Source organism: Poriferisphaera sp. WC338 (assembly GCF_050931845.1).
Lineage (GTDB): Bacteria > Planctomycetota > Phycisphaerae > Phycisphaerales > Phycisphaeraceae > Poriferisphaera.
The window spans coordinates 3168335-3183838 of record NZ_CP194516.1; the positions used below are offsets into that span (position 1 = coordinate 3168335).

Annotated in this window: 12 protein-coding genes; 9 read left to right on the plus strand and 3 right to left on the minus strand. The window is 50.6% G+C overall.

The annotated features are described in order from the left end of the window. Nucleotides 1-139 precede the first annotated feature (139 nt). Entirely contained in the window at nucleotides 140-1588 is a 1449-nt protein-coding gene (locus ACQ6WK_RS13060) for a phosphodiester glycosidase family protein (protein WP_432797822.1), read from the plus strand. 260 nt (nucleotides 1589-1848) lie between these two features. Next, nucleotides 1849-2118 carry a hypothetical protein gene (locus ACQ6WK_RS13065; protein WP_432797823.1) on the plus strand — a complete coding sequence of 90 codons (270 nt, stop codon included), beginning with the start codon at nucleotides 1849-1851 and terminating at the stop codon, nucleotides 2116-2118. Nucleotides 2119-2183: 65 nt separating this feature from the next. Here the strand turns inward: ACQ6WK_RS13065 and ACQ6WK_RS13070 are convergent, their stop codons facing one another. Further along, nucleotides 2184-3044, minus strand: a complete 861-nt coding sequence (locus ACQ6WK_RS13070) for a HEAT repeat domain-containing protein (protein ID WP_432797824.1) — start codon at nucleotides 3042-3044, stop codon at nucleotides 2184-2186. 240 nt (nucleotides 3045-3284) lie between these two features. Here ACQ6WK_RS13070 and ACQ6WK_RS13075 point away from each other — a divergent pair, with 240 nt between their 5' ends. From ACQ6WK_RS13075 to phoU, 6 genes are all read left to right on the plus strand, one after another. Next, entirely contained in the window at nucleotides 3285-4277 is a 993-nt protein-coding gene (locus tag ACQ6WK_RS13075; protein ID WP_432797825.1) for a UbiA family prenyltransferase, read from the plus strand. 401 nt (nucleotides 4278-4678) lie between these two features. After that, nucleotides 4679-5695, plus strand: coding sequence for a PstS family phosphate ABC transporter substrate-binding protein (locus ACQ6WK_RS13080; RefSeq protein ID WP_432797826.1), 1017 nt, complete (start codon nucleotides 4679-4681; stop codon nucleotides 5693-5695). A 138-nt stretch (nucleotides 5696-5833) separates the two neighbouring features. Then, nucleotides 5834-6838 carry a phosphate ABC transporter permease subunit PstC gene (gene pstC, locus ACQ6WK_RS13085; protein WP_432797827.1) on the plus strand — a complete coding sequence of 335 codons (1005 nt, stop codon included), beginning with the start codon at nucleotides 5834-5836 and terminating at the stop codon, nucleotides 6836-6838. 74 nt (nucleotides 6839-6912) lie between these two features. Next, the gene (locus ACQ6WK_RS13090) at nucleotides 6913-7866 is read left to right on the plus strand and encodes a PstA family ABC transporter permease (protein WP_432797828.1); all 954 of its coding nucleotides are present in this window, start codon (nucleotides 6913-6915) and stop codon (nucleotides 7864-7866) included. Between the two features lie 61 nt (nucleotides 7867-7927). Further along, nucleotides 7928-8806 (plus strand): phosphate ABC transporter ATP-binding protein PstB, encoded by an 879-nt coding sequence (gene pstB / locus ACQ6WK_RS13095; protein ID WP_432797829.1) that lies wholly within the window; start codon nucleotides 7928-7930, stop codon nucleotides 8804-8806. Nucleotides 8807-8909: 103 nt separating this feature from the next. Beyond that, nucleotides 8910-9587, plus strand: coding sequence for a phosphate signaling complex protein PhoU (gene phoU / locus ACQ6WK_RS13100; RefSeq protein WP_432797830.1), 678 nt, complete (start codon nucleotides 8910-8912; stop codon nucleotides 9585-9587). 104 nt (nucleotides 9588-9691) lie between these two features. Here phoU and ACQ6WK_RS13105 read toward each other — a convergent pair whose 3' ends face one another. Continuing rightward, nucleotides 9692-10510: a FliA/WhiG family RNA polymerase sigma factor gene (locus tag ACQ6WK_RS13105; protein ID WP_432797831.1), complete on the minus strand. Its 819-nt coding sequence runs from the start codon at nucleotides 10508-10510 to the stop codon at nucleotides 9692-9694. Between the two features lie 449 nt (nucleotides 10511-10959). Here ACQ6WK_RS13105 and ACQ6WK_RS13110 point away from each other — a divergent pair, with 449 nt between their 5' ends. Beyond that, nucleotides 10960-11844, plus strand: coding sequence for a formyltetrahydrofolate deformylase (locus ACQ6WK_RS13110; protein WP_432797832.1), 885 nt, complete (start codon nucleotides 10960-10962; stop codon nucleotides 11842-11844). A 127-nt stretch (nucleotides 11845-11971) separates the two neighbouring features. Here ACQ6WK_RS13110 and ACQ6WK_RS13115 read toward each other — a convergent pair whose 3' ends face one another. Then, a complete protein-coding gene (locus ACQ6WK_RS13115; protein WP_432797833.1) occupies nucleotides 11972-15466 on the minus strand; it encodes a DUF4838 domain-containing protein in 3495 nt (1164 codons plus the stop codon). Between the last annotated feature and the right edge of the window lie 38 nt (nucleotides 15467-15504).

Genomic DNA, 15504 nt, shown 5'->3' on the forward strand with positions numbered 1-15504 from the left:
CTAGTCGCCCCACCTTCCATCGCCAGCCAAGCTGAATGTAAGCAAAGTGTCAGGAACGCGCCAAACGGCATCTACCCATGTAGAGGCAGCCGCGCGCATTGTACTGGTTGAGTCCCCAAATCCGAGGTGAGAAGTCACGATGAAAAAGAAGTTCCTATTCGCAACAAGCCTGCTGTCCCTCTTAATCACCGGCACCAGCGCCCAAGCCGGCTACTTCACCGTCAATCCATTCCAAGGCGTGCAATACAGCCAACTGCGTGGCTCGGATGCCCATAGTATCCTCGGTTGGAACACCAGCCCACTCAATGTCGACGTCATGGAAATTGATCTTGGTGCCAACGGCATCAGCTTCACCTCCACCCCAGCAAATGGCGCTGCAAGCGGTGAGACCACTCGCCAAACCACCATGCAGTTCATGCAACAGACCAATACCGAGATTGCCATCAACACCACCTTCTTCGGTACCGTTGGCTCAGGCGCTAATAATGTTGGCCTTGTCGTAGCTGATGGCTCTATCGTCTCCTCACATGCTAACGGTTGGCCCACCATTAATCTCTCTATCGATAATCAGATCGAACTCCTCACCTCCTACGGCTCAAACCAACACGCTTACTACAACGCCACCTCCGGCAGCGACATCATCGTTCAAAACGGACAACTCACCGGGAACGGTCAACTTGATCATGCAACCTCCCGCCATCCGCGTACCGCCATCGGCTACAACGAAGTCGAAAACAAACTCATCCTCATGACCGTCGACGGCAGGCAAACAGATACCATTGGCGTCAAGAATGATGAACTTGGCAAACTGATGCAAGCCTTCGGCGCAACATGGGCAGTCAACTACGACGGCGGCGGCTCAACACAAATGACCATGAACAATGGCACTGCCCACTATGTCAACTCACCATCAGAACAATATCGAGCAGTCGGCTCCAACCTCGGCGTACATGCGATCGTCGACAACAGCTATGTTGCCTTTGCGAACTTTGAACACGGCAACCGCGCCACATTCGAATACTCCCCCGGCTACTCTGGCAGCAGTAATGGCTTCAATGAATCCGCCTCCACCGCAGAACTCGTCAATACCGATACTCCCATGGGGCAAAGCGCTCTCAAAGTGACCATCACCGATGACACAAACCAAACCAGTGAATGGATGAGCCGCATCGTTTCCGGCGCCAACGCCACACGTTCACAAAACCTCGTCCGAACGGCAGATGGCTTTGTTGGCGTCTGGGCCAAAACAACAGATGAGGGGGCTGAAATCAGCATCGCCATCGATGACCCTACCGGCGGTACTGAACGCGGTATTCGCATGGACCTTATTGCTGATGGCGAATGGCATCTCTACGAATGGAATTTGGATGATGCTGCGGCATGGGACGCATGGGCAGGCTCAAGCAACGGCCAAATCGACGGCACAGACTTCACCATTGACTCCGTCCAAATCTGGGGAACTGGCAACAAAGTCATCTACCTCGACAACATCTCGCACAACGCGCTCGGCTCACTCTCCATCCCCGAACCTGCGAGTATCGCCCTGCTCGGCTTAGGGACATTCTTCATGATGCGGCGAAAACACTAACCCGCTAGATTTTCTCTCTCAATCACAAAACCGCTTTAAACAAGCGGTTTTTACATGCGCACTATGGCTAACCAGACCAACATACCAACACCTCCATCCACTCCACACTAGGACTTCTCATACACTCATTCGGATGTTCCGTGATTAAGTCACCCAACCTCAAAGCCTGCCTACAATCACCATCAATCACAACAAAATCTGATTTGTTTGTGACGATATAAAAACAAACAACTCACACTGAGGATATGGAATCAATACGCATGATTAGAAAACAGATCAATATCAAATTACCATCGCCGAAATGGACCAAACGGACACAAGTCGCCAATCCCAACCTCACACTCGTTCCCATGATCCTCGCATTACTACTTTTACTCTTCGCTAAAGCAAGTGGCTCCGCCCTAGCTGATCATATGACGATGATGATTGACCAAATAACAGAATATACTCAATCACCAACAACCTCGCATAATCAATACGCTATAGAAACGCAGCCAAACCGCGACAACACTTTTCGCAATCCGCAATAAAATTTCCAAACAAAAACCACCCCATATAGGGTGGCATGATTTATCTTCAATCTAAATCAATAAACTTAAAGTTCCGAACCGATCGGCTGTTTAGCTTCTGCCTTATCATCATCCTTCCAGAACTTCATCTTATCGATCAAACCCGGTGGCTTCAGATATAGCTCGTAAACATACTTCTTTTGCTTCGCAAACATGTTACCTCTATTTTTTGAAGCCCAACTCAACCACGCATCACCCTTTGTGCCAAGATCCTCACCTGTTTGCGTCGTCAACGACCAATGTGCAGCATTCACCACACCAAAGTTATTGTCTGATAGCGCCCCAACCAAAGATTCAAACACTGGCATTTCTGCATACTGTCCCAGCGCTCTCGCCGAAGCCATACGCACATCTGCATCTTCATCATTCACCATCGCCTGCGTCAAATCATTAATCACGACCGGATTATGAATCCGTTGCAACGCTTGTGCCGCTTGCCAGCGAACATACGGCACCTCATCCTTCAACAGCGGCACAATCAACTCCGCATCATCCACCGTTCCATGCATCCCAAGCGCCTTCGCACAAGTCGCACGTACTGTCGCGTCATTATCCACCGGCAAGATCGATCCATCCGACCCGCGCCCCAACATCACACGGTAAGTCCGCACATAAGGTTCTTCACCACCAAATGGTGAAGCGGCAATCAGGGCGACCGCTCGCCGACGCTTGTCAGCGTCATAAACATTAAATAGATCTAACGCAGCTTCACGTGGCGATGGCGGCATAAAATCGGAAAGCATGTCGACAATCGGATTGCCTGAGCTGCTCGCAGAGCAACCGGATAAGGTTAAGCCCGCAGCACCAAGGGCCAAAACAAGAATCAAACTCACAAGATGGGTGTGGATGCATTTCATTTGATATGTCAGTTTAATCTTTCTTTGCATCTTTTGCACTGCTGTTGTGTAATGGGTGCGTCAAGACGGGGTCATGAGTCAAGCAGGTCAATCCTGCCCTGCCCCCTGCCACATCGAAAAGGCGACATACTAGCGCATCGACAATATCATCGGGGGCGCATCAATGCATGATCTGTTGATCACGCCATAGAGCATTATCGGGAAATCTGCTGTAAGCCAGCGAATAATCGGACGATCAATCTCACAGTATCACAAAGATCAAGGGTACACATGCGATTCGGATTGCGACAAATCTTGAGCCTGTTTGAACTCGGCCGTGTCGAGCTCGTCCTCGCCATGGTCGGCAATATCTGGCTCATGACCTTCATCAAACAAGCAGAGCTAACTCAACCCGCCGTTCTAGATGCCAATCTCATCACGCAACTCATCCTCGTCACCCTCGTTGCGCTCGGCCTCGCTGGAACCGGCATGGCACTCAATGACGTGCTTGATGTCCGCCACGACCGCGCCTTCGCCCCCAACCGACCGATCCCTGCCGGCCGTGTCCCCATCCGTATTGCTATCGTTGCGATGGTTCTTTCAATGATCTGCGCTATGGCGGCTTCCGTTTGGCTCGGCAAACTCAATACCGTTGTTACGCTCCTCGCTATCGGCGGCATCATGTTTTACAACCTCACCGGACGATTCATGCCTGCTGTTGGCATTGTCTCTCTTGGCCTCATCACCTCACTGATGATGCTCATCCCCGATCCACGTCCTGAATATGGTTGGCCCGTCATCCTTGCCATGACCCACGTCATGGCTTGTTCCGGTATCCGGCATTGGCTCGCAGGCAAACGACCGCGCATCACCACCAAAGATGGTTTCGGCATCTGCATGGGCTGGCTCTTCTGGACACTTGTTATCGTTGGTATCCTCCGTCCACACGACAATCAACTTGCAACCCAAGAGGGCTACATGCTCCGCCTACTTAGCGGCCCTGTCCTCGCACTCATTGTCTTTGGTGTGATCGCAATGATCATGATCGCTCGCGTAGAAAAATCCAACATGCAAACACGCCGTCGCGTGGGCAAAATCTTCAGCAGACTCAGCGGTCTATGGCTCATCGTCTACAGCGTAAGCTGGCTCATTGGTCTCGGACTCTGGTGGCAAGCGGGCTTCGTACTTGGTTTACTCGTTGTTGCCATCCTCATGATCTGGCTCTCGCGCCTCTCCATGATGATCCGCGGCGAACAGCCCGCTTACGGCCTCTCCGATCGCTAAGAAATCCTACTGAACATTAATCCCTTTGGATTCACCTCTATTACATATTTGGAACCGCCTTGGGGATAAGCCTTGGTTATCGGCCTGATATGATAAGTTTCTGCACTTTACCCTCGCCAGCACCGAATACTATAACCTGCTTATTGAACAATTTTTAAAAACGAAACCTTATCACCGGCACTGTCTTTTTACATTCCTCACATTTCATTAACTCGACATTAACATTCCACACTTACCTTTCGCACATGCATCAGGCGGGTTGTCTGATGTACGACTGCAGTCAAACAATCAGGCACCCTTTGTGCAGGCAAGAAATACCTGCCAAGGGTAGGGCATCTAGGTTATGTCCATTCAGCATTCCAATTGATCACAACGCTTTTTATAAGCAAGGAGACGAGACGATGGCTAAAAGCACGTCCATCCGTTCAACCCTCGCAGTAGCACTCGGTGTTACCGCAACCACGATTTTGGGTTCTGTATTCGCAGGCGAAGCACTTGCTGCAAGCAAGCAGCTCACCGGCGCGGTCGGCATCGACGGTTCCAGCACCGTTTACCCGATCACCGAAGCTGTCGCTGAAGAATTCGGCGAAGTCGCTCCACGTGTCAAAGTCACTGTTGGCGTCTCCGGCACAGGCGGCGGATTCAAGCGTTTCTCCATCGGCGACACTCAGATCTCTGATGCCAGCCGCCCAATCAAAGCTAAAGAAGACAAGAAGGCCAAAGAAAACGGCATCGAGTATATCGAAATCCCCGTGGCATACGACGGGCTCTCCATCGTTGTCAACAAGAACAACACTTGGGTCGAGACTCTCACTGTTGACGACCTTAAAAAGATCTTCCTCTCTGACTCCAAAGTGAAGACTTGGAAAGACGTCAACCCAGCATGGCCAGCAATTGAAGTCGTCATGTACACGCCGGGTACCGACTCCGGCACCTTCGACTACTTCAAAGAAAAAGTCGCTGGCAAGAAAGGCACCTTCCGCGGCGACATGACTGTTTCCGAAGACGACAACGTCCTCGTCAACGGCATCGCTGGCGACAAAGGCGCCATCGGTTTCTTCGGTTGCGCTTACTACTTCGAAAACATGAACAAGCTCAAAGCGATCGCTATCGACGGCGGCAACGGCCCAGTTCTTCCTTCAGCTGAAACCATCGAAAATGGCAGCTACTCCCCTTTCAGCCGCCCACTGTTCATCTACGTGAACGCAAAAGCAGCTGACAGCCCACAGGTCGACGCATTCGTCAAGTTCTATTTCGAACAGGGCCCTGCCCTCGCTGAAGAAGTTGGCTACGTCCGCCTCCCAAGCGCCATCTACGACATCGCCCAGAGGAAGTACAACAGCCGTCACACCGGCACGCACTTCCTCACCGCCGATGGCGAGAAGCGTAAAGGCTCCCTCGTTGAACTCTACAAATAAGCTCAGCACGATGAGATAAATTTAGCGCGACGCTGTCTAACGACAGCGTTCGCGTTTTTCGAAAACACGCTGCACACGTTTTGTTACTAGCCGAATCGACGCAGCACATGAGTCACACCACCCCGGACAGGCACATTCATGACCACGCTTAACACAGACATGACCTCAACGAGCAAGCTTGCCAACATCAAAAGCCGCTCAAAAACCGCTCGCAAAATCCGAGAATTCTTCATCCTCGGCGCGCTCATCACCTGCGGCCTTTTCTCGCTCAGCACCACCATCCTCATCATCTACGTCCTCGCCAAAGAAGCCATCAGCTTCTTCAACGTCCCCGAAGTACACTTCGTCGACTTCATCACCGGCCTCCAATGGAACCCGCTCCTCGGTGCCGAACACCACTTCGGTATCTGGCCGCTCATCACCGGCACCATGCAGGTCACCGTCATCGCCATGTGTCTCGCGCTCCCACTCGGACTCATCACCGCCATCTGGCTCAGCGAATACGCACACCCTAAACTCCGAAGCATCATCAAACCCGTCCTTGAAATCCTTGCCGGTATCCCCACCGTGGTCTTCGGATTTTTCGCACTCACAATCCTCACTCCTGCCCTGCAGTGGTTCGACAACAACCCACTCTTCGCATGGCTCGGCATCGAATTCAGTGTCTTCAATGTCACATCCGCAGGCCTCGCAGTTGGCATCATGTGTCTCCCCATTGTCACCAGCCTTACCGAAGATGCACTCCGGGCCGTCCCACGTGCGCTCCGCGAAGGTGCCTACGGTCTCGGCTCCACACGCTTTGAAACATCCATCAAAGTTGTCACACCTGCCGCACTTTCCGGCATCATCGCCGCATTCCTTCTCGCATTTGCAAGAGCAGTCGGCGAAACCATGATCGTTGCCCTCGCCGCAGGTGGTTCCCCCCCACAACTCAATGAAAGCCTCGGCAACGTCGTTGCCGTTCACGATCAAACCCAAACCATGACCGGCTATATGGTCCAGATCTTCCTCGGCGACGTCAGTAACTTCGGCGCCGAATACTACTCCGCCTACGCCGTCGGCGCCACACTCTTCATCATCACACTTACACTCACACTCATCGGTAACCTCATCCGCGTCAAGTTCCGACAAGCCTACGACTAAACCCACCACCTGGCCTCACTCACACACCGTCCCCATGAATTCACGATATTCATTGACAGAAAGCTAGACCATCCATGCGATCACTCGCCGAACCAGAACTTGCCCGCAAAGGTCGATTCAAGAAAGACAAACTCTTTGTCATCATTTGTATTTGTGCAGCGTTGCTCTCCATTCTCACGCTTGCCGTCCTGCTCATCACCATCGGCAAGCAAGGCACCGAATACCTCAGCTGGAACTTCCTCACCAGCCCCCCTTCACGCAAACCCGTCAAAGCCGGCATCAAGCCCGCCATGGTCGGCACCATCTACGCCTGTACTGTCTGTGCTTGTACCGCCATCCCCATTGGTGTTGGTACCGCCATCCTCATGGAAGAATTCAAGCCACGCAAAAAAGCACTCCGTTGGCTTCACAGCATCGTTCAAATCAACATCACCAACCTCGCAGGCGTCCCCTCGATCGTCTACGGCATCCTCGGCCTTACTGCCTTCGCTAAATTCTTCATGACAGGTTCCGTTGCTGAACCCCTCTGGACATTCGGCACACCCGAAGACTTCTACTACATCCGCCTGCCTTTTGGACGATCCGTTCTCGCTGGCGGGCTCACTCTGATGCTCGTCATCCTCCCCATCATCATCATCTCATCGCAGGAAGCACTCCGCTCCGTACCAGACTCGCTCCGCCAAGGCGCTCTCGCCATGGGTTGCACAAAATGGCAAATGGTTTGGACGACCTCACTCCCCGCCGCCGTCCCCGGCATCATGACTGGCACCATCCTCGCCATGAGCCGCGCGATCGGCGAAGCTGCACCTCTGCTCATCATCGCGGCACTCTACCTACGCTTTACACCCGGACACTTGATGGATGACTTTGCCGCCATGCCGCTGCAAATCTTCAACTGGGCAGGCCGTCCACAAGCTGCTTTCCACAGCGTCGCTGCCTCGGGCATTATCGTCCTGCTCGCCATCCTGCTTTCCTTCAATGCGGTCGCAGTCATCATCCGTCAAAAAACACACAAGCCAATGAACTAACACACGGTTAGACATACATATGAAAACCAAAACGACTCACACAACCAACGAGGTAAAAACCATGGCACCTGAGCAATCAACCTCAGACACGAATAATGGCACACACCTCAAGGAGGATCACGAGTTGAGTTCCAGTATCACTTTATCCAAGCCTGTCGTACAAGAGCGCGAATCCGCCATCAACGAAGAAACCGCCATTGAAGTCCGAAACTTCAATTCCTGGTACAGTTCCTTCCACGCACTTCACGACATCTCCATGAACATCCATGAGAAATGCGTCACCGCATTCATCGGTCCTTCAGGCTGCGGCAAGTCCACATTCCTACGCTGGATCAATCGCATGAACGACCTCACCACAGGCGCTCGTGCAGAAGGCACACTACAAATCCACGGTAAAGATGTCTTTGCTCCCGGCACCGATGTCGTCGACCTCCGCCGCCGCGTGGGTATGGTTTTCCAAAAGCCCAACCCATTCCCGAAATCAATCTTCGATAACGTCGCCTTCGGGCCACGCCTGCACACCAAGATCAAGCGTGCAGACCTCGAAGAAATCGTCGAACAATCACTCCGCCACGCTGCACTCTGGGACGAAGTCAAAGACCGTCTCAAGCAGTCCGCGCTCGGCCTCTCCGGCGGGCAACAGCAACGCCTCTGCATCGCACGCGCCATCGCTGCTGAACCCGAAGTTCTCCTGATGGACGAACCCTGCTCCGCGCTTGATCCCAAATCAACCGCCGCCATCGAAGACCTCATTGATCAACTCCGCAAGGACTACACCATCGTCATGGTCACACACAACATGCAACAGGCCGCCCGTAGTTCCGACTACACTGCCTTCATGTTTCAAGGCGATTTGATCGAGTACGGTCCCACCCGCCAAATCTTCACAAACCCCAACAACGAACAAACCGAAAACTACATCACAGGCCGTTTTGGTTAAACCCTCGGCCTGCCCGCATCAAGTAACCCCTGCTTGATCCGCTGCCGCGCGCGATGACCGGGAAAATTAAGTACTTTTGTGCCGCAGAATGCGAGGTAACGCTTTGTCATTACACCTTGAAAGACAAGTTGATCAAATTAAACGACGCATCTTGGCGCTCGGCGCGATGGTTGAAGAAGCCGTCCAGTCCGCGATCACTGCTATCGAGCATCGAGATCCCGACTTAGCCGAAGATGTCTTGATCAATGACCACAAGGTCGACCTCGCTGAAGTCGACATCGAAGAAGAATGTCTTCACACACTCGCGCTGTATCATCCGGTCGCACTCGACCTTCGCTACGTCATCGCTGCGCTCAAGATCAACAACGAACTCGAACGCATCGGCGACCTTGCGGTGAACATTTCACAGCAAGCGATCTACCTCGCGCAATGCCCCCGTATCGAACGCATCCCCTTCGACCTCCACGGCATGACTCGCACTGTCCGCTGGATGCTTGGTCGCTCACTTGATGCATTGGTAAATGTTGACGCTGACCTCGCAGAACAAGTCAAAGTACGTGATGAGGAAGTAGACGAGATTCACGCCGGCATGTACCGCTGCGTCGAACAAGCTATCCGCAAAGACCCTGAACTCGTGCAAACCTACATTTATTTGCTCAACGTCTCGCGCAACCTTGAACGCATCGCCGACCACGCTGTGAATATTGCCGAAGATGTGATCTATACTGCTAAAGGCGACATCACCCGGCACGGCCGCACCAAATCGCTCTCCGAACATTAACTGTTACAACAGATCGCAGCTACACTTCAAAACTAAAAAGACCGAGCGGTTTTGCTCGGCCTTTTTTATCTCTTGTGTAAATTGATCAAAAAAGAATCGGCGGTTCAGTTATCCAACTCCTGATAGAGCTGACCGCTTCTGTGCGCCAGCCCCGCACGCAAACGTGCCAAGACAGATGCGTGCATCTGGCTCACGCGTGATTCAGATAAATCCAACGTCATTCCAATTTCCTTCATCGTCATCTCTTCAAAGTAGTACAGGATGATGATGAGCCGCTCTGCCCGTGAAAGCCCCTTGGAGATAAGATCTTTCAAATCTTTACGCTGCGCTAGGTTGAGTGGGTTCGCCTGTGATCGATCCACCAGAATATCAAGCTCACGCATCTCACGTGACGAATCGGTTTCGTAGAATTTCCGATCCAACGATGTCACACCCACCGTCGACGAATCCTTACGGATCTTGTCGTACTCTTCCATGCTGATTTGCATTTCTTCAGCAATTTCATCATGCGTGGGTTTGCGACCAAACTGTTTCTCTAACGTGTTCCGCGCCGCACCGACTTTATTGGTACGTGACCGCACCAGGCGCGGCACCCAGTCCATCGCACGCAATCCATCAAGAATCGCACCACGGATACGCGGAGCACAATAAGTTTGAAACTTGATGCCGCGTGAAAGATCAAACGCCTCGATCGCATCAAGCAATCCGAAGATGCCCGCACTGATCAGATCGTCACAATCCACTTCCGAAGGAAGCTTGCTGTGCACACGCTCTGCAATGTACTTCACAAGCGGCAGATAGTGTTCGACAATCAGATTCCGTACCGTCTCCGAAGGCCCTGCCTTGTAGTCGATCCAAACCTGATCAATATCAATTTCTTCTTTGACAGCCAGACTTGCTGAGCTTGCCTCCGTGCGACTCATGGTCCTCTCCTTGACCAACGCCTAAAAAATCTCAATCCCGATGTTAGACATGACCGCATACACGTTCACATCCTTTCCCCTTCTCTCCCCGGAAGCACACCCGTCTATACTTTAGCAACACCACTTGTCATGTTTCACTCACCCAAAATTCTTGGCACGATTTACGAAATCAACATCTTTCTCGCCATCAAACAACAGCCATACCCCTCTTATGCGAAAAACTCACATAAGGTGGATCAGAGAAAAGTTCATATGGAAGCTGTTGAAGATGCATGACTTGTGAGCACTCCTTTGCTCGCATTGCTTAAAGTGGTCCCGGTGGGTACACGATTATAAACAAGCAGGATACAAAACCACAAGCCGAATCTCGGTACAATGTGGCTTATCAACAGGTTATTCATGTTCTTTACGCAGAAAATGAATTCAGACAAGAGAAGGTAACTCGCATCATGTCGCAGATTAAAGCAGTGCTCAATGTTATCGGCCGTGACCAAAAGGGTGTCGTTGCCAGGTTTGCAACATTTGTGGCTGAAAACCAGATCAACATCCTCGACATCGAACAACAGGTTGTAAACGGTGAATTCATCATGGACATGCTGGTTGACCTGGCCGAAATGTCACTGTCGCTGGATGAATTGATCACCAAATTGCTAGAACTGGGTGTGGAGATCGACATGCAGGTGCGTGTAACACTGCATGATCAACGCCGCCGCAAGCGTGTGGGTGTTTTAGTGACGAAAGAAGCCCATTGTCTGGAGCAAATGATCGCGGACTGGAAAAGCAGCCAGTATCGTGGTGATATCGTCTGCGTGCTGGGCAACCACCCGGATCTTGAGCCGATTGCAACTGAAGCAGGACTGCCGTTTGCTTACATGTCATCAAAAGATAAGCCCGCTCACTTTAAATGGATTCAAGAACAACTGAAGACCCACGATGTCGATTTGATCGCATTGGCACGATACATGCAAATAGTTCCAGAAGATATGGTGCAGAACTTCCAGCACCGCATCATCAACATCCATCCGTCACTTTTGCCTTATTTTCCAGGTGCCAAACCGTATCATCAAGCTTGGGAACGTGGTGTGCGCGTCACAGGATGTACAGCTCACTTTGTCACCGAAGACCTCGACGAGGGGCCAACGATCCTACAGGATGTCTTTCATATTGATGTTGGCACGGATACCGCCGAGGATGTGCGTGAGAAAGGACAGCTACTTGAAGGTGCGGTACTTTCCAATGCGGTAAAGATGTATCTGGATGAAAAACTGGTCGTGGTCGATGGCAAGGTGGTGTTCCGACCGGGGCTAAGCCGATTCCTCGATCATACAGAATGAACAGTGTTCGCAACTTGGGGATTTTAACTATCCATACAAAAAACCCCGGCACTAAGACCGAGGTTTTATTGGATCAGTGGGTCTTGGCATCCCAACGATCTGAAATTCTTTCCGCATCATTAAATGATCATTGCATCTCCGCGAGCAGTTCATCCGCCAGCTTCTTCACACGAAGATCACTAAGCGCGCCCTTGGTTTGCGACTGCCCATCTGCCGCATTTTCAAACGGCACGTGAAGCAGCAAACCTTCGACAACTTCTGCCGGCTTACCCGACTCATGGGCATCAAAAATCTCACCAATAGTGTCACCGCTGAGTGGACGATTAAAAATCATCACTTCGTCATATTTTGCATTGACGAACTTATTGATACTCGCACTTGATCGGCCAATCGATAACGGACCATCGACATCAAATTTATTCCCAAGCGTTGCGTTGTAGCGCTCCGCAATCATCTCACCATCGATATAGATACGAACCAATGAGGATTCCTTGCCCGTATTGGCCCAAACCACCGCCACGTGATGCCACTCACCCGCCATCCAATCCACGCCACGGTGAACCAAATTGAGATAGTGTGGATCTATCCCTTTATCGTTCTCACGTACTTTGCTAAGACAGAAGAGCTCACCAGCTGATAAACCGAGCGTAAACCAACCAGGGTTGTTATCGCCGAGACCAATCAGAAACGCGTTACTTGTATCAAGCGCATCTTGATCAAGATTGATCCACATCATGAGCGTGCCAGCATTTGCTTTGATGTAATCCGCGTTGAATGAAAGCTCAGAGTTACCATTAAATTGCAAGCCCTGCCCGACAACACCTTCAACAAAGTCCGGCGTCCGTGCACGCAATGGCTTTACTTTTTCGCCAGAATCACTATCAGACACATCACCAGCATCTTCACTTGCAGTAGACTGTTCAACAAGCGGCGCACCCATGAGCGATTCTAGTGATTCCATTGAATTCACAACCTCATAAGTTTGCATCCAAGTCAGTTGGCTATCAGCTTTGAGTGAGGTTGTCTCGCCGATCAATTCCATGTTGAAGTAACCATCATCGCTGGCGCAGAAAACATACGCAGACGCTTTGCTAGCAGGATACTCATGCACAATCCCAAGACTGTTCTGCGGATTAAACGCAGCCCATCGACCAGCCGGCTGAACCTTAATACCATCATGCTGATCTAACAGGTTCATCTTTTGCGTCTTGCTAGCATCATCAAGCACATAGATTTCAGCAGAAGATAGATCTTCACCAAGATCCATCAGTGGATGTACCCGAAGCGTCACATCCTGGGTTTTACTACTGAGATTGGAAAGTGTCGTGGTGATAGTAACTTTCTTGGCACTACCTCGCGGCAAAACTATCTTACGTTGAATCTCGATCTCACCCACACTACCAATCATGGTGAGTGTTGTTGCTTCTTTCGACTTCGATAGCTCGTACTTGTAAGCTTGTTCCCATCCTGGGCCCGGGAAGACTTTGCCGAGGAATTCCTCGTAGCCACCATAAGCAAAGTAAGATTGTCCGATGCTTTGCATGGTTTCGGCACCTGGATCTTCTTTGAAGAAATTGTGGCCCGCCTTTTTATCCGTCATACGGATGATGCGCCCACCAATACCAGGAACGACCGATACGCGAATGGCATTATTGCTCAGATGCACCACACGCTCTTTGCGTTTATGCGAACGAAAGATGGTTCGCTCAAATGAAGCATCGAACTGACCGGTATCGTGAGCGTGACGCACCAAATCTTCCAATCGCTTGGCATCTACATCGGGACCATCTGCATTGATGGTGTAAGTATTTCTCTTTCTCTCAAGCCGCCATGCAACGGATTGATCCAACCCGCCAATAGATTGCGTGCTAATATTCGCGGTGGTGTAGTCATGCGCCTTCCGTGCAACAGCAAGTCTCTTTCGAATCTTATCATCAGCTCCGGTCGTTGCTGCCTCAGCTTTTTCAAGAAGCGCTGTTGTTTTTGCAATCACTTCATCAGTGAACACCAACGGCGAAGGCTGCGCGACATCGCTATAGATAAGCGGCTGCCAATCACTGCCATAAGTCGCTTTCTCAAGTGTTTTGTAATACTCCGCCATGGCAGGACCACCATCACCAAACATATTCGCACAATAATCATCAATGAGTGCATCAACATCAATGGTGTGATCCCAAGCAAGCTTTGCGACGGCATAATAAACCAGTGGATTATGAGCTTGATAAACTGGATTACTTTGTGTGAAGTATCGGCGTGAACCAATTTTATTCAGAAAATTCAATGTATCGCGTGTCCGGTACACAAGCGGCAAGATCACCGGCGTATTTTTCTTCTCGTGGACATCACCGATAAGGAAGTACTCCCAAACGCCAAACTGTCCTTTGGGCGCGAGCTCAGCCCACTGCTTCATTTGCTTTGCAGAAGCTTCATTAAGCTTGCTTTGCTCCGGTCCATGCGCGTATGAACCGTGATAGCAATACTGCACGAAAATATTATCTTCCAGTTTGATATCAGGCACAGGAATGATGTAGTTCGAATAAGCTGGCAACAAAAGCAAACGGTCTGGATGCTTTTGCTTTACACGCTTGGCAATTGCGTTGGTGAAAGTAATCAAGCGACGACTCATCGAACCTTTATCGCCTTTCATGAAGTTGATCCCACCCAGCGCTTTACAGTCATCACACTCGCACCACTTCACCGCACCATCCGCCGGCCAAATCGGAACAACCGTGCCTTCTGGATGATCATCAAACCATTTGATCGCAAAATCCGCGATAAATTTGATGAGTTCCTCATTGGTCGTACACAGATTTCCGCCGCCATAGTGCCGCTTGCCGGGCATACCCATGGGGATACGCTTGCCCTTATAGAGCGAAAACCATTCCGGCTTCTTCGCGAACCAATCATCTTCTTCTTTGAGCATGAAACTGAAGTTGTGGCAGATCCAATGCCACTCAACCGCACCACCACGCTTAGTCCATGCTTGCTGCGCATCTCTGTTATTAGGGTAAGCTTTTTTAAGCTGTATATAACGAATGCTAAATTTTCGATTGATCCGGTTCTTCGCACACCAATCAACGACATCAAGCATGCTCACACCATCGTAAGTTGCGCCATCAATCTCACGTTGAATGTTATCTGGTTTGTAGAACTGCTTGCCAGTAGCAAAACTCAGCTTATTTTTCTTCGGCACAACCTCGCCAAGCTCACCGGGGAAAAACCATCGACAACCCTGCTGTTCAAGCAATTCATATACTGCATACAATGTGCCACGATCGCCACCACCCACAAGATGAACCACACCATCTTTGACATCAATCACAAAACTATCGTTACCATCGCTTTTTACCGCAGGATTAAACTGATCACGATATGATATATTCGCAGCAGTTTTACCAATCGAAAAAACAACATCACTACCACCTGCTTGATTTGCAGATAACATGCTGCTGACATATTTCTTTAGTTCTTCTGCAGCAAATTTTTCAGTTGCGCTCGGCTTGCTCGGTAACTCAATCTTGAGCTGGCCCGTCGATTGCAATTCAACCTCGCCATAAGCGCAAACGCCAAGCAAAAGCGAATAAACAAGACAACCTATAAAAATAACAATATTACGAATCATCCGTTATCCCTCTAATCGAAGGTTAATGTGCCGCCGGC

Coding starts and splice junctions, on each gene's coding strand:
- ACQ6WK_RS13060 (WP_432797822.1), top strand. CDS start 140: ATGAAAAAGAAGTTCCTATTCGCAACAAGCCTGCTGTCCCTCTTAATC.
- ACQ6WK_RS13065 (WP_432797823.1), top strand. CDS start 1,849: ATGATTAGAAAACAGATCAATATCAAATTACCATCGCCGAAATGGACC.
- ACQ6WK_RS13070 (WP_432797824.1), bottom strand. CDS start 3,044: ATGCAAAGAAAGATTAAACTGACATATCAAATGAAATGCATCCACACC.
- ACQ6WK_RS13075 (WP_432797825.1), top strand. CDS start 3,285: ATGCGATTCGGATTGCGACAAATCTTGAGCCTGTTTGAACTCGGCCGT.
- ACQ6WK_RS13080 (WP_432797826.1), top strand. CDS start 4,679: ATGGCTAAAAGCACGTCCATCCGTTCAACCCTCGCAGTAGCACTCGGT.
- pstC (WP_432797827.1), top strand. CDS start 5,834: ATGACCACGCTTAACACAGACATGACCTCAACGAGCAAGCTTGCCAAC.
- ACQ6WK_RS13090 (WP_432797828.1), top strand. CDS start 6,913: ATGCGATCACTCGCCGAACCAGAACTTGCCCGCAAAGGTCGATTCAAG.
- pstB (WP_432797829.1), top strand. CDS start 7,928: ATGGCACCTGAGCAATCAACCTCAGACACGAATAATGGCACACACCTC.
- ACQ6WK_RS13105 (WP_432797831.1), bottom strand. CDS start 10,510: ATGAGTCGCACGGAGGCAAGCTCAGCAAGTCTGGCTGTCAAAGAAGAA.
- ACQ6WK_RS13110 (WP_432797832.1), top strand. CDS start 10,960: ATGTCGCAGATTAAAGCAGTGCTCAATGTTATCGGCCGTGACCAAAAG.
- ACQ6WK_RS13115 (WP_432797833.1), bottom strand. CDS start 15,466: ATGATTCGTAATATTGTTATTTTTATAGGTTGTCTTGTTTATTCGCTT.